The sequence below is a fragment of the Mesorhizobium sp. M0659 genome, from assembly GCF_040320605.1.
Taxonomy (GTDB): domain Bacteria; phylum Pseudomonadota; class Alphaproteobacteria; order Rhizobiales; family Rhizobiaceae; genus Mesorhizobium.
In genome coordinates this window covers 21481-36476 of sequence record NZ_JAMYPY010000030.1, presented here as the reverse complement: position 1 = coordinate 36476, position 14996 = coordinate 21481, and the positions used below count along the sequence as shown (strand labels likewise).

13 protein-coding genes are annotated in these 14996 nt (G+C 62.4%); 10 read left to right on the top strand and 3 right to left on the bottom strand.

Annotation, left to right across the window (positions count from 1 at the left end; translation table 11 throughout):
- Positions 1-203: 203 nt before the first annotated feature.
- From NKI31_RS28955 to NKI31_RS28935, 5 genes are all read left to right on the top strand, one after another.
- Positions 204-1238 (top strand): ABC transporter permease, encoded by a 1035-nt coding sequence (locus NKI31_RS28955; protein ID WP_023668188.1) that lies wholly within the window; start codon positions 204-206, stop codon positions 1236-1238.
- 13 nt (positions 1239-1251) lie between these two features.
- On the top strand, positions 1252-2409 hold the full coding sequence (locus tag NKI31_RS28950) for an ABC transporter permease (RefSeq protein WP_023690814.1): 1158 nt from the start codon (positions 1252-1254) through the stop codon (positions 2407-2409).
- A gap of 48 nt (positions 2410-2457) precedes the next feature.
- Entirely contained in the window at positions 2458-4674 is a 2217-nt protein-coding gene (locus NKI31_RS28945) for a dipeptide ABC transporter ATP-binding protein (RefSeq protein WP_023668190.1), read from the top strand.
- A gap of 143 nt (positions 4675-4817) precedes the next feature.
- Entirely contained in the window at positions 4818-5045 is a 228-nt protein-coding gene (locus NKI31_RS28940; RefSeq protein WP_023668191.1) for a hypothetical protein, read from the top strand.
- Positions 5042-5479 (top strand): TA system VapC family ribonuclease toxin, encoded by a 438-nt coding sequence (locus tag NKI31_RS28935; protein ID WP_023682204.1) that lies wholly within the window; start codon positions 5042-5044, stop codon positions 5477-5479. The genes NKI31_RS28940 and NKI31_RS28935 overlap by 4 nt, the downstream gene beginning before the upstream one ends.
- A gap of 56 nt (positions 5480-5535) precedes the next feature.
- Here NKI31_RS28935 and NKI31_RS28930 read toward each other — a convergent pair whose 3' ends face one another.
- Entirely contained in the window at positions 5536-6126 is a 591-nt protein-coding gene (locus tag NKI31_RS28930; protein ID WP_352446054.1) for a transglycosylase SLT domain-containing protein, read from the bottom strand.
- A gap of 217 nt (positions 6127-6343) precedes the next feature.
- On the opposite strand from NKI31_RS28930, the gene NKI31_RS28925 reads away from it, so the two are divergent.
- The gene (locus NKI31_RS28925) at positions 6344-7882 is read left to right on the top strand and encodes a trimethylamine methyltransferase family protein (RefSeq protein ID WP_352653204.1); all 1539 of its coding nucleotides are present in this window, start codon (positions 6344-6346) and stop codon (positions 7880-7882) included.
- A gap of 240 nt (positions 7883-8122) precedes the next feature.
- Complete coding sequence (locus tag NKI31_RS28920; protein WP_352653203.1) at positions 8123-10549, top strand: GcvT family protein; 2427 nt, start codon at positions 8123-8125, stop codon at positions 10547-10549.
- Between the two features lie 111 nt (positions 10550-10660).
- Here the strand turns inward: NKI31_RS28920 and NKI31_RS28915 are convergent, their stop codons facing one another.
- Complete coding sequence (locus NKI31_RS28915) at positions 10661-11053, bottom strand: DoxX family protein (RefSeq protein ID WP_352653202.1); 393 nt, start codon at positions 11051-11053, stop codon at positions 10661-10663.
- A 209-nt stretch (positions 11054-11262) separates the two neighbouring features.
- Here NKI31_RS28915 and NKI31_RS28910 point away from each other — a divergent pair, with 209 nt between their 5' ends.
- Positions 11263-11751, top strand: coding sequence for a hypothetical protein (locus NKI31_RS28910; protein WP_023817914.1), 489 nt, complete (start codon positions 11263-11265; stop codon positions 11749-11751).
- 73 nt (positions 11752-11824) lie between these two features.
- Here the strand turns inward: NKI31_RS28910 and NKI31_RS28905 are convergent, their stop codons facing one another.
- Positions 11825-12601: a VOC family protein gene (locus tag NKI31_RS28905; protein ID WP_352653201.1), complete on the bottom strand. Its 777-nt coding sequence runs from the start codon at positions 12599-12601 to the stop codon at positions 11825-11827.
- Positions 12602-12794: 193 nt separating this feature from the next.
- Between NKI31_RS28905 and NKI31_RS28900 the strand changes: the two genes are divergently transcribed.
- Together NKI31_RS28900 and NKI31_RS28895 are read left to right on the top strand one after the other, a co-directional pair.
- A complete protein-coding gene (locus NKI31_RS28900; protein ID WP_352653200.1) occupies positions 12795-13511 on the top strand; it encodes a gamma-glutamylcyclotransferase in 717 nt (238 codons plus the stop codon).
- A gap of 128 nt (positions 13512-13639) precedes the next feature.
- Complete coding sequence (locus tag NKI31_RS28895; protein ID WP_352653199.1) at positions 13640-14995, top strand: NAD(P)-dependent oxidoreductase; 1356 nt, start codon at positions 13640-13642, stop codon at positions 14993-14995.
- Position 14996: the final 1 nt, after the last annotated feature.

Here is a 14996-nt window from a genome sequence, read left to right as displayed (position 1 = left end):
CGCTTCGCTCCTTCCCGTCACGCCTTGCATGGTCCAGAACCGGAAGCCGCCGCAGCAAAAAGTTGCGGACTCTCCTGAAAGACCGTTCAATAAAACTGGGTTGATTGCATCCGAGTGCCTATTTGACGGCCAACTCTGCCGGCAACGGCAAAGCTGGTTTTTCGAACTGGCTCCAACCCCAACCAGACCGGCAGGGGACCGCCATGCTTTCTTTCGTAATCCGGCGTCTCGGCACCATGGCATTGACGATGCTGTGCCTGACGATGATCGTCTTCTTCCTGATCAACCTCGAGCCGAATTTGAAGAAGCTGGCGATCAGCCAGACCGAAATGCACACATCGGCCGAACAGCTCGAAAGTTGGCTGGTCAACCATGGCTACCGGCAGAACTTCTTCGTGCGCTACGGCCAATGGCTGGGCGTCGTCCCGAAGCAACCGGTGACCGATCCGGCGACCGGCAAGCCGACGCAGCGTTTCTCCTTCTGCAACGATCCGCTGGAGCCGAAATTCTCCGGCATCCTGGAAGGTGATTTCGGCTGCTCGACCAAGTTCAAAACCTCCGTTGCGTCAAAGCTCTTCCCCGCACTCGCCGCCACCGGTATCCTGATGCTCTGCGTGCTGTTGGTGATGGTGCCGATTTCGCTGCTGATCGGCATCCTGGCCGGCATGCGCGAGGGCTCGCGAACGGACCGAACGCTGTCCGTCGCATCGATCGCGTCGACGGCGACGCCCGAATATGTGTCCGGCGTCATCTTCACCGTCATCTTCGCCTCCTGGCTCGGCTGGCTGAACGGTTCGGCCGCCTCGGCAAGCCAGGGCATCACCTTCTACAATTTCACCCTGCCGGTGATGACGCTGGCGATCTACGGCATCGGCTACATCGCCCGCATGACACGCGCCTCGATGGTCGAGGTGATGACGCAGCAATATATCCGCACCGCCCGGCTGAAAGGGCTTTCCTTCGGCAGCGTCGTCGTCAAGCACGCGCTGCGCAATGCGCTGATTGCGCCCTTCACCGTCATCATGCTGCAATTTCCCTGGCTGCTTACCGGCGTCGTCATCGTCGAGGTGATGTTCCGCTACCAGGGCTTTGGCTACACGCTGGTCGAGGCCGCCGGCAACAACGACATCGATCTGCTGCTTGGCTGTTCACTGGTCTCGGTGTTCATCGTGCTGATCACGCAGCTCATCTCGGATGTCGGCTACGCGTTCCTCAATCCGCGTATCAGAGTTCAATAGGGGGCTGGGGCAGATGCAGGTCGAATATATCGGTGCCTTCAATGTCGTGCTCGGCGTGATTGGGCGTTTCTGGCCGGTCTGGTTAGGGCTTGCCCTGGTGATGGGGGTGAGCTTCACCTACAAGAAAAGGCTCGGCCTCTACGGCCAGTTGTTCGATAGCGGCGTCGGCATAGTCGGTGTCGGCATCTGCCTGTTCTGGCTGTTCACGGCAATCTTCGCGTCGACCGTCGCGCCCTTCGATCCGCTCGCCCAGGTCCCGATCATGAAGGATGCGCTGCCGGGCGCGCTCGAGCCGGTATCGAAACTCATCTACTATTTCGGCGGCGACAAGCTCGCCCGCGATGTCTTTTCGCGCATGGTCTATGGCAGCCAGATCGTGCTGATCATCGCACCGGCGGCGACCGGTTTCGCGCTGATGGTCGGCATCACGCTCGGTCTGCCCGCCGGTTACTATGGCGGCCGGATCGACACCGTGCTGTCGTTCCTGGCCAATCTGGTGCTGGCCTTCCCGGTGATCCTGCTGTTCTACCTGCTGGTGACGCCGGGCATCATGGATACGCCGATCCCCTACGCCATGGCCGGGTTGTTCTTCCTGTTCCCGATCATCTTCTTTTCCGTACTGTTCTGGACGCGCTACAAGAACCGGCCGGACCGCCTCTATATATTGCTCGGGCTGACGCTGATCATCGGCGGCTGGGTCTATGCCGGCCTGGTGTTCGATGCCGATCCGTTCAAGATCATCCACATCGACCCCAACCAGCTCAATATCTTCGTGGCGGTGGTGTTCGCCTCCAGCCCCGGCGTATTCCGCATCGTGCGCGGCCTGGTGATGGACATCAAGACGCGCGACTATGTGGCGGCGGCGCAGACGCGCGGTGAATCGCCCTGGTACATCATGCTGTGGGAGATCCTGCCCAATGCGCGCGGACCGCTGATCGTCGATGCCTGCCTGCGCATCGGCTACACCACGATCCTGCTCGGCACGCTCGGTTATTTCGGGCTGGGCCTGGCGCCGGAGAGCCCGGATTGGGGCACCGCGATCAAGGACGCCAGCCGCCTGCTGCGCTCGTTCATCCACCCGGCGCTGCCGCCGACAATCGCGCTGATGTCGTTCGTGCTGGGCTTGAACCTGCTTGCCGACTCGCTGCGCGAACAATCGATGAAAGACTGATCTGCGGGTTTCGGCCCCGCGAGCATGAAAATAGGATTGGAGCGACCCATGAATGAGGCAGTTCGAAATCCCGGCAACCCGACCCTTGGGCCAAGCGCTGCGCCGATCATCGAGATCGAGAACCTGTCGATCTCCTTCTTCACCCGCAAGGGCGAGATCCCTGCCGTCATGGACTTTTCCTGCACGGTGATGCCGGGCGAAGCCATGGGCATCGTCGGCGAGTCCGGCTGCGGCAAGTCGACCGTGTCGCTCGGCATCATGCGCGACCTCTCCAACATCGGAAAGATCGTCGGCGGCAAGATCAAGTTCCAGGGCAAGGACATGGGCGAGCTGTCCGACGAGGAGTTGCGCTCCATCCGCGGCAACAAGATCGCCATGATCTACCAGGAGCCGATGGCGAGCCTCAATCCGGCGATGAAGGTCGGCCAGCAATTGATGGAAGTGCCGCTGATCCACGACAAGGTGTCGAAGGAAGAGGCTTACAAAAGGGCGCTCGAAATGGTGCGCTCGGTGAGATTGCCCGATCCCGAACGGATGATGCGTTCCTATCCGCACCAGCTGTCCGGTGGCCAGCAGCAGCGCATCGTCATTGCCATGGCGCTGCTGTCGAAACCGGCGCTGCTTCTGCTCGACGAGCCGACGACGGCGCTCGACGTGACGGTGGAGGCCGGCATCGTCGAACTGGTCAAGGGGCTGGGCGAGAAGTTCGGCACGTCGATGATCTTCGTGTCGCACAATCTCGGCCTCATCCTCGAGACCTGCGACCGCATCACGGTGATGTATTCGGGCGAAGCGGTCGAGACCGGCAAGATCAAGGACGTCTTCGACCGGATGCGCCATCCCTATACGCAAGGGCTGTTCCGTTCGATCCCGCTGCCGGGGGCCGACAAGAATTCGCGGCCGCTGATCTCTATCCCCGGCCAGTTGCCGCTGCCGCATGAGCGGCCCAAGGGCTGCAATTTCGGGCCGCGCTGCCACCATTTCGTCGAGGGCGTCTGCAATGCCGCCGAAATCCCGATGATCGAGGTCGCCGGTCACGAAGGGCATTTCTCGCGCTGCGTGCGCTTCAACGAGATCGACTGGGAAGCGCTGCCGCCCGGCGCCAAGAAGGTCAATGAGAAGGTCGTGCCCGGCGCCCCGGTGCTCAAGATCGAGGATTTGAGAAAATACTACAAGGTCGGCGGCAGCGAAGTGTTCGGCTCCAGCGAAGGCCGCGTGGTCAAGGCCAATGAGACGATCTCGTTCATGGCGCGCGAATCCGAGACCGTCGCCATCGTCGGCGAGTCCGGCTGCGGAAAGTCGACACTGGCCAAGGTCCTGCTGGGGCTGGAGACGGCAAGTGCCGGCACAGTGACGCTGGGCAACAAGGAGATCCAGTCGACCGGCATCGAGAAGCGCAGCGTCGAAACGGTGTCGTCGATCCAGATGGTGTTCCAGAACCCGTTCGATACACTCAATCCCAGCCACTCCGTCGGTTCGCAGATCATCCGCACGCTGGAAAAATTCAAAGTCGGCAACAATGTCGCCGAGCGGCGCAAGCGCATGCTGGAGCTGCTCGACCTGGTGAAGCTGCCGCGGGCCTTCGAGACGCGCAAGCCGCGTCAGCTCTCAGGCGGCCAGAAGCAGCGCATCGGCGTGGCGCGTGCCTTTGCCGGCGATGCCAAGGTGGTGGTGGCCGACGAGCCGGTGTCGGCACTCGACGTCTCGGTGCAGGCGGCGGTGACCGAGCTGCTGATGGACATCCAGCGCAAGAACAAGACGACGATGCTGTTCATCAGCCACGATCTGTCCGTCGTGCGCTACATCGCCGACCGGGTCGTCGTCATGTATCTCGGCTACATCGTCGAGCAGGGCACGACCGACCAGATCTTCGCGCCACCCTATCACCCCTACACAGAGGCGCTGCTGTCGGCTATCCCGATCGCCGACACCAGCGTGGTCAAACGGCACATCGTGCTCGAAGGCGATATCCCGTCGGCGATGAACCCGCCGAGCGGCTGCCCGTTCCAGACGCGCTGCGGCTACAAGAGGCTGGTGCCGGACAATCTCTGCGAGACCAAGGTGCCGCCGGTGAAGCATCTCGGCGATGGCCATATGAGCCTGTGCTGGCTGTCGGACGATGTGCTGGCGACGATGGAGCCGGTGATCAAGTTCGACAGGGAACACGCAGCGCATGAGGGCGTGCCGGAAGACGCACCGGATGGGATCGGCCCCGGTTTCGCCGGCGAACCGCCGAAGCGCCCGCATGGCAAGAAGCCGAGCTGACCAGCCATAGAGGCAATGCCGCTCGTTGGCGCATTGCCGCAGCGTCGCCATAGCTCAAGGAACGACAGGCTACATTCGCTTGAATATTGCTGTCCATTGCTTTATGTGATGCGTGATGTTTGATGCGCGATAGGGAGCATATTGTGAGAACCACACTTGCAATCGATGACGATGTCCTACTTGCGGCCAAGGCCATGGCGCGACAGCAGGATCGCAGCGTTGGCGATGTCATTTCCGATCTGGCTCGCCGCTCACTGCGCAGGCCACCGACCGGCGGTGAACGCAACGGCATCCCCTTGCTTGCATCGCGGCCCGACGGCCCGATGGTCGATCTCGAAATGGTCAATGCGCTTCGCGACGAATTGCCGTGACCTTCCTGCTCGACGTCAATGTCTTGATTGCGTTGATCGATCCGGCTCACGTCGCGCATGAAGATGCCCATCGGTGGTTTCAATCCACCGGGCATTTATCATGGGCAACATGTCCCATTACCGAGAATGGCGTCATCAGGATTGTAAGCAACCCGAAATACCCCAATTCTCCGGGTTCGCCCGCCGTGGTGGCGCAGATTGTCGGCAAGCTGCATGCCCTTTCAGGACATCAGTTCTGGCCTGACGAGATCAGCCTTGTCGGTTCCAACGACATCGATGCAGCCAGGATCCTCACCCCGGCACAGGTAACGGATAGCTATCTGTTGGGACTCGCCAAGGCGCGTGACGGCCAATTGGCGACGTTTGACCGAAAGCTGTCGACGGCAGCGGTAAAGGGAGGGAGGTCGATCCTCCACCTGATCCCAAGCGAATGAATGGCTGAGTTCTGCTTCGATCGCAAACTGCGTGGCTGCAAGACCGCTTGGCAACGTCAGCTGCCGCATTGCTGCAGCTGTTCGGCATAGTCGCGGGCCATCTTTTCGGTCGCCCTGGCATAGCCCTGCACGCCGGCATCGCCACGGTTGCCGCGGCCGTAGGCGGTCCAGCCGAGATAGTAGGCGAGATAGAGATTGTAGGTGTCGTTGCGGGCGACGCCGAACGTGTCTGATGTCTTGGAATGATACCAGCCGACGAAATCGACGGCATCGGCAAACTTGGTCCGCCGTGCCGCCCAGCTGCCGGTTTCGCTCTGATATTGCGACCAGGTGCCGTCGAGCGCCTGCGAGAAACCGGTGGCCGACGAGACATGTTTCCACGGAATGAAGCCGAGCAGTTTGGTACGCGGCGGCCTGGCATTGCTCTTGAAACCGGATTCCTTGCGCACCGTCGCCATCAGCACGGGGACAGGGACGCCGTATTTCTGCGAGGCGCGCTCGGCGGCCGACTGCCAGTTGTCGAACCAGCCGTCGTTCTGGTCGAAGACGGCGCAGACATCGTTGATATGGTTGGGCGGCGTCGCGCAGGCCGGCAAAGCCAGCAGCACGCCAACCGCTACAATTTTACTCAAACTCGAACTACGCATTGGAAAACGAATAGGCCGAAATCATAAAGGGAATCTTGCGGCGTTTCTTAACGGCTTGCCGGCCTGGCTGCGCTCGGTGGGCCTGTATCATTATTCCGACCTTTCGCGTCGCCTTTATCTCCATCAGAATTCAAAAATGCCGCCTTGGCTAAAATCGCGCCCGCGAAGGGCGGATTTCTGACAGCGATATCCGGATGCCGGCGCTCTGATGCCAGGCATGAATGAACCAAGACGAAAGCGCGGCGCGGAGCGAACCAGCAACCGGGGGCCCGCCGCCATCCCGCAACTTCCACTGCGGCGGGTGACCAATCCCTATCCGCCGATGGCGATGCTCTCAGTCGACCAGGTCGAAGCGATCCACCAGGCGTCGATGCACATTCTGGAAAATTTCGGCATCGAGGTGATGTCTCAGCGGGCGCTGGCGCTGTTCGAGAAGGCGGGCGCAAAAGTCGACCATGCGACCGCGAATGTCCGCATCGACCGGGGCCTTGTCGCCGAGGCGCTGAAGACCACGCAGTCCAGCTATCGGCTGACGCCGCGCAACCCCGCCAACACCATTCATCTCGGCGGCAACACGATCAATTTCACCCTCGTCGCCGGGCCGCCCAATGTGCACGACATGGAGCGCGGCCGGCGCGCCGGAAACTTGCACGACTATGCCGATCTGACCCGGCTGGCGCAGCATTTCAACTGCATCCACTTGCTCGGCAACCAGGTCTGCGCGCCGGTGGAACTGCCGGCCAACACCAGGCACATGGATACCTATTTCACCAATCTGACGCTGACCGACAAATCGTTCCATGTCTCGGCGATCGGACGAGGCCGGGCGCTGGACGGCATCGAGATGATGGCAATCGCGCGCGGGCTGACGCTGGACGAGATGCGCGATGATCCCGGCATTACCACCATCATCTCGGTCAACTCGCCGCGGCGTTTCGACGAGATGATGGCCGAAGGGCTGATGACCATGGCTGAGTTCGGCCAGTCGGTGGCGGTGACGCCGTTCACGCTGATGGGCGCGATGAGCCCGGTGACGCTCGCCGGCGCCCTGGCGCAGCAGAATGCCGAGGCGCTGTTCGGCGTGGTGCTTACGCAACTGGTGCGCCCCGGCGCGCCAGTGATGTACGGCGCCTTCACCTCCAACGTCGACATGAAGTCGGGCGCGCCGGCCTTCGGCACGCCGGAGAACACCAAGGCCAATATCGCCTCGGGGCAATTGGCGCGGCGCTATTGTCTGCCCTACCGCACGACGCCGGGGTCGGCATCGAATGCGGCGGACGCGCAAGGCGCCTACGAGACGCTGATGGCGCTGTGGGGCGCTGTGCTCGGCCACGGCAACCTCGTCTATCATGCCGCCGGCTGGCAGGAGGGCGGGCTGACGGCATCGTTCGAAAAGCTCATCATCGATGTCGAGATGATCCAGCACATGATGGAGTTCCTGCGCCCGATCGTCGTCGACGAGGCGGAGCTTGCGGTCGAGGCGCTGGGCGCGGTGCCGACCGGCGGCCATTTCTTCGGCGAACCGCACACGCTGGAACGCTATGCCACCGCCTTCTACCAGCCGATACTGTCCAACTGGCAGAATTACGAGGCATGGCAGGAGGCCGGCGGCCTCGACACGACGGCGCGCGCGACCCGGCTGTGGAAGAAGGCGCTGGAAGACTATGTCGAGCCGGTGATGGACATCGCCGTGCGCGAGGCGCTGGAGGCGTATGTGGCCAGGCGCAAGGAAGCGATCGGGCAGGGCGACCCGTGACTTTAGCGTCGGCGCGCGGCACCCCCCTCTGCCCTGCCGGGCATCTCCCCCTCAAGGGGGGAGATTGGCTGTTGCGTCTTCCTTCGCCAATCACCAACGCTGAAAAGAAAGCGGCGATGCAGACGCTGCTGATCTCCCCCCTTGAGGGGGAGATGGCCGGCAGGCCAGAGGGGGGTCGCTTGGCGCTTCCTTTTCCGATTGATCCTACGTTCCCAACTCGTTGATAACAGAGCAAAACTCATGAAATCGCATGCAAAGGTCGTGGTCATTGGCGGTGGTGTCGTTGGCTGTTCGGTGCTGTTCCATCTGGCGCGTCATGGCTGGACCGATGTCGTGCTTTTGGAGCGCGACGAGCTGACCTCCGGCTCGACCTGGCATGCGGCCGGCGGCATGCACACGATCAATGGCGACCCCAACGTCGCCAAGCTGCAGAAATACACGATCTCGCTCTACAAGGAGATCGAGGAGCTGTCGGGACAGGCGACCGGCGTACATCTGACCGGCGGCGTGCTTCTGGCGGCAACCGAGGCGCGGCTCGACTGGCTGCGCGGCGTCGTCGCCAAGGGGCGTTACCTCGGCATCGACCTCGAAGAAATATCGGCCAATGAAGCGGCCGAGCTGATGCCGCTGCTCGACCCGAAACAATTCGTCGGCGCCGTCCGCAACAAGGAGGACGGCCATCTCGATCCCTCCGGCGTGACGCATGCCTATGCCAAGGCCGCGCGGAAACTGGGCGCCGAGGTCGAGCGCTTCACCAAGGTCGAGGACATTGTGCGCCGGCCCGACGGCATGTGGCGCGTCATCACCAACAAGGGCGAAGTGGTGGCCGAGCATGTCGTCAATGCCGGCGGGTTATGGGCGCGCGAGGTCGGCCGCATGGTCGGGCTGGAGCTGCCGGTGCTGGCGATGGAGCACATGTACCTGATCACCGAGGATATGCCCGAAGTCGCTGCGTGGAACGCCAAGACCGGCACCGAGATCATCCATGCCGTCGATTTCGATGGTGAGCTGTACCTGCGCCAGGAGCGCGGCGGCATGCTGATGGGCACGTATGAGAAGGCCAATAAGGTCTGGTCCGAATTCCAGACGCCGTGGAATTTCGGTCATGAATTGCTGGAGCCGGACATCGACCGTATCGCGCCGTCGCTCGAAGTTGGCTTCAGGCATTTCCCGGCCTTCGAGAGGACCGGCATCAAGCAGATCATCAACGGGCCCTTCACCTTCGCGCCGGACGGCAATCCGCTGGTCGGGCCGGTGCGTGGCCTTCCCGGCTTCTGGGTCGCCTGCGGCGTCATGGCGGGCTTTTCACAAGGCGGCGGCGTCGGCCTGGCGCTGTCCAACTGGATGATCGAGGGCGATCCAGGCGCCGACATCTGGGCCATGGATGTCGCGCGCTACGGCGACTGGGCGACGATGGCCTACACCAACGCCAAGGTGCGCGAGAATTATTCGCGCCGCTTCTCGATCCGCTTCCCCAATGAGGAACTGCCCGCCGGGCGGCAGCTCAAGACGACGTCGATCTACGATTTGCTGTCGGCCAAAGGCGCGCAATGGGGTGTGTCCTATGGGCTGGAAGTGCCGCTCTGGTATGCGCCCGCGGGCGTCAAGGACGAGTTCTCGTGGCGGCGGTCCAGCGATTTTTCCCATGTCGCCAATGAGGTAGCGACGGTTCGTGAGAGCGTCGGCATGGCGGAGATTTCGAACTTCGCCAAGTACAAGATGACGGGCGAGGGGGCGGCCGCCTGGCTCGATCGGATTTTTGCCTGCAAGCTGCCCAAGCCCGGCCGCATGACGCTGGCGCCGATGCTGAAGGATGACGGCAAACTGATCGGCGATTTCACGCTTGCCAATATCGGCGACGGCGAATGGTTCATCGCCGGCTCCGGCATTGCCGAGCAGTATCATATGCGGTGGTTCGAGGCGCATCTGCCTGCGGATAGCTCAGTGCGCATGGAGGCGCTGGGGCAGACACTGACCGGTCTGGCGATCGCCGGACCCAAGGCGAGGGAGGTGCTGGCGAAGGTCAGCCGCGCGGATGTCTCCAATGCCGGGTTCCCGTTCATGGCGGTCGCGAAAATGGACATCGGCACGGCGCCATGCCTGGTCGGCCGCGTCAGCTACACCGGCGATCTCGGTTACGAGATCTGGGTGGCGCCGGAATATCAGCGCGCTGCCTTCCGGGCATTGATGGCGGCAGGCGAGGAATTCGGCCTCGGCCTGTTCGGCTCGCGCGCGCTCAATGCGCTGCGGCTGGAGAAAAACTACGGCTCATGGGCGCGCGAATACCGGCCGATCTACGGGCCGCTGGAGGCCGGGCTCGACCGTTTCGTCGCCTATGGCAAGGATGCCGACTTCATCGGCAAAACCGGCGCTCTGGCCGAGCGCAAGCAGGGCGGCAAGCTCAGGCTGCGCACATTTATCCTCGATGCCGACGATGCCGATGTCATCGGCGACGAGCCGATCTGGTTCGATGGCGCGGTGCGCGGCTGGGTCACGTCAGGCGGCTATGCGCATCACTCGAAAAAATCCGTCGCCATCGGCTATGTGCCGAAGGAGATCGCCGATGAGAGCGACGGCTTCGAAATCGAACTTTTGGGCAAGCGCCACGCGGCGCGCGTTCAGGCGGCGCCGCTCTTTGACGCGAACTTCGAGCGAATGCGCGCCTGAAGCGCTTCGACTTCGCCAAGGCGCTTCAGATTTTTGTTTTGTGCAAGTCGTTTTTGTGCAAGTCGTTATCCCAAACCGCTGCGCACTTTTGGGCGACATGCATCAGGCGCGTCAGGTGCTGCGGCGGTTGTCGAGCGCGAAAGCGCCGGCGCCGGCAAACACCAGATAGAGGAAGATGAAGCAGAAGGAGATCGCCGCATCGCCGCCATTGTTGACCGGGAAGAAGTCGCGCGGATAGTGCGCCATGAAATAGGCGATGGCCATCTCGCCGGTCAGAAGGAACGCGACCGGGCGGGTCAACAGACCGAGCGCCAGCAGGATGCCACCGGCGAACTCCAGGATGCCTGCCGTCGCCGTCAGGCCGGTAAGAGCGTGAGGCTCGGCGCTGACCGGAAAATTGAACAGTTTCTGCGAACCATGCTCGATGAACTGCAGGGCTGTGATGATGCGCAGGACGCCGAGTGCCTGCGGCTGAAATCTGGCGAGACCGTCAAAAAGCTTCATCTAAACTCCATTTTTCCAACCCTGCGGCCCGGCCATAAATTATCACCCGGCGCTGGACCATTCACTTCGCGTGGACTGCCATCAACAATCGGTGATTGGAAATCACTTCCAGTCTGGACTCCGAAATTCGTTCTCGTTATGGTTGCATACAGCTCGTTTAAGTTGTACACCTGCATGTAGACACTCCAAACCAAACGGGTTCCTTAGCCATGAAAAAAGTCGCCATCAGCCTGTTCGCAATCCTCGCAAGCACCAGCTTCGCCATGGCCGCTGATGCCGGCTGCGATGCCTTCAAATGGCCGGTGACACGCGAGCAGGAACTGTTTCCGGCAGCGCCCGCCGCGCAGTCCGGTGCCTCTCTTGCTTTCGGCGAAGCCGCGGATATGGCGCTGGAGCCGGTCGATGCGGTCAGCTTCACCGTCTCACCGCAACGCGCGCCGGCAGCCGGCACGTTCGGCGCGACGGCAAACGTGGCCGTGCCAGCGGAAGGAGAGCTCCAGATCAGCCTGTCCGATGAGGCCTGGGTCGACGTCATTCAGGATGGCCAGGCCGTGAAATCAGCGGGTTTCAGCGGCGTGAAGACCTGCCCCGGCATCCGCAAGAGCGTGCGCTTCAAGCTGACGCCTGGCGCAGCCACGATCCAGCTCAGCGGCGCCAGGAAAGAGAACCTCAAGGTCGCGGTGCTGGCGCCGGAGTGACCGCGCCCGGACGCCTCTCATCGCACCGGCGGCGCGATGAGAGCAGTTCCGTGCAGGCGAGTACCGGAGGGGATCAGCGGCCGGGCGCGATCAGCGCGAAATAAGCGCCTTGCGGATCGGTGAACTGGGCAATCCATTGGCCGGTCTGAACCGGCATCGGACCCATGACAATTTTGCCGCCATTGTCGGTGACGCGTTTGGCGGCTGCGTCGATGGCGTCGACATTGAAGTAGAACAGCCAGACCGGCACCGGCAGCTGTTGCGGCTTGTTCATAATGCCGCCGCCGGATTCAGGGCCGGCCGAGAAGGTCTGATAGATGCCCATCTCGCCGACGTCCATGGTACCGGCATCGGTCCAGCCGAACTGGCTTGAGTAGAAATCGAAGGCCTTCTGGCGGTCGGCCGCATAAAGCTCGTGCCAGCCGACATGGCCCGGCGTCGTTGCCGGAAGGACGGGCTGGTCGGGACCATTGGGCTGCAGGAACATGAAGGCGGCGCCTTGCGGGTCGGCGACGACGGAGAAGCGGCCGACGCCGGGAATGTCGTCGGGTTCGCGGTGAACAGCCCCGCCGGCGGCTTTCAGTGCCTCGGTCGAGGCATCGGTATCGCTGGTGTGGATATAGCCGAACCAGGCCGGCTTCAGACCCGCCCTGGCCGCTTCCTCGGGCAGGGTCATCAGCCCGCCGACGCCACGCCCGGCGGAGTTCACCACGATATAGCGCGGCATGCCGGGCGCCTTGTCGAAGGGCTCGGCCCGCCAGCCGACCACGGTGGTGTAGAACGCTTGCGCCGCATCGAGGTCGCTGGTCATCAACTCGTACCAGAAGAAGGGCATTGGGGATCTCGGCATTCTCGGTCTCCTCACCTATGCATCGATCGTCGTCCGATCTATCAAAGGACGTTTTCAGCGACGCGAATCCGACAGCGAACCGGAGAAAATTCAACGGCTGCGTTGACACATCGTTCCGCACTTCGCCCCACCGGCGGCTTGCACTTGGGGCGGTTTTCGACTTTCCTTGGGGCAAACGAGGGGTAGTCGTTTCATGCGCCTTATGTCGCTCACGCCTGAGCTTGTGTCACTGTGTCATCGCGAAGAGGTCGATCCCGGACCCGACTGCAGTTGGACGCAGCTGAACGATGAGGATTACCGGACATTTGCCTTGCGGCTGTCTGAAGAAGCAGACGAGGGGCCTTTGTGGGTGTTCGCCTATGGCTCGCTGATCTGGAAGCCGGCTTTCGAATCCGTCGAACGCCAGCGCGCAACTGCGTTTGGCTGGCATCGCTCCTTCTGCCTCGACATGGTGCGCTGGCGCGGCAGCGTCGCGCAGCCGGGGCTGATGATGGCGCTCGAACGCGGCGGCCGATGCGACGGCGTCATCTACCGTCTGCCCGACGGCGACAAGCCGCAGCAGATCGAAAGACTGCTGCGGCGTGAGATCGACGATCATGAGAGTGTCAGCTCGGTCCGGTGGGTTCCCGTGCGCACGGAGCAGGGCCGGATAAGGGCGCTCGGCTTCTGGGTCGGGGTGACGGGCAGGGGAACCTCGCTCGGGCAGCCGCTGGACCTTGTGGCGCGGGTGTTGGCGCGGGCCTGCGGCCATGTCGGCTCGGGCGCGGAGTATCTCTACAACACCGTCAGCCACCTCGAGGAATTCGGCATCCGCGACCGCAATCTGTGGCTGCTGCAGCAACTGGTTGCCGAAGAGATCAGGTGGATCCATGGCGGCGCTACGAGCTCCGGCCTTTCGCCCGTGATGTAGGCCATAACATGATTCGAAAAACCATATTATGAGCTAATCTTTTCAGTAGCTTGGGTCGAAAATTGACCAATTGATAAAAAAATAAAACGTGCTAGCCTTCCCCAAAACGAAAACATGGGGAACTGACGATGCCAGAAGGCCAGTTCAAGGACGGCATTGCCGGCGGCCGGCTTGCCGCCGACCAGTACGCCGAGAATTTTTCCGATCTGCATCCGCCGCTCGATCACCACGAAGCGCTGGTCGAATCCGATCGCTGCTATTTCTGCTACGACGCGCCGTGCATGAATGCATGCCCGACCTCGATCGACATTCCGCTGTTCATCCGCCAGATATCGACCGGCAACCCGATCGGTTCGGCCAAGACGATTTTCGACCAGAACATACTGGGTGGCATGTGCGCCCGCGTCTGCCCTACCGAGACGCTGTGCGAAGAGGTCTGCGTGCGCGAGGTGGCGGAAGGCAAGCCGGTGCAGATCGGCCGCCTGCAGCGCTACGCCACCGATGTCGCCATGGCCGAGCACAAGCAGTTTTATTCGCGCGCTGAATCGACCGGCAAGTCGGTCGCCGTGGTCGGCGCCGGTCCGGCCGGCCTAGCCGCGGCGCACCGGCTCGCCCGCCATGGCCACGAGGTGACCATACTGGAAGCCCGCCCGAAGGCCGGCGGCCTCAACGAATACGGCATCGCCGCCTACAAGAGCATCGACAATTTCGCCCAGGCCGAGGTCGACTATGTCACGGGGATCGGCGGCATCGATATCCAGAACGGCAGGGCGCTCGGCCGCGACTACCAGCTGTCGGATCTGATCCGGAATTACGATGCGGTGTTTCTTGGCATGGGACTTGGCGGCGTCAACGCGCTGCGCGCAGATGGCGAGGAGGCCGATGGCGTCGTGAATGCGGTCGAGTTCATCGCCGAGCTACGCCAGGCCAGCGATCTCGCGAGCCTGCCGGTCGGCCGGCGCGTCGTCGTCATCGGCGGCGGCATGACGGCGATCGACGCCGCCGTGCAGTCGAAGCTGCTCGGCGCCGAGGAGGTGACGATCTGCTACCGGCGCGGCCAGGAACACATGAACGCTTCCGAGTTCGAGCAGGATCTGGCAGCCGCCAACGGCGTCACCATCCGCCACTGGCTGCAGCCGAAGCGGGTCATCGCCGAAGGTGGCAAAGTGTCGGGCATCGAACTCGAATACACCGCGATGAACGGCGACAGGCTTGTCGGCACCGGCGAGCGGCTGACGCTGGCCGCCGACCAGGTGTTCAAGGCGATCGGCCAGAGCTTTGTGCCGGCGGCACTCAACGGTAGTGGTGTATCGATCGAACTCGAAGCCGGCCGCATCAAGGTCGATGCGGAAGGGCGCACCTCGCTCGCCAATGTCTGGGCCGGTGGCGACTGCATTTTTGGCGGTGACGATTTGACGGTATCGGCCGTCGCGCAAGGCCGCGATGCGGCGGAGAGCATCAACCGGAGTCTGGCACAGGGATAGA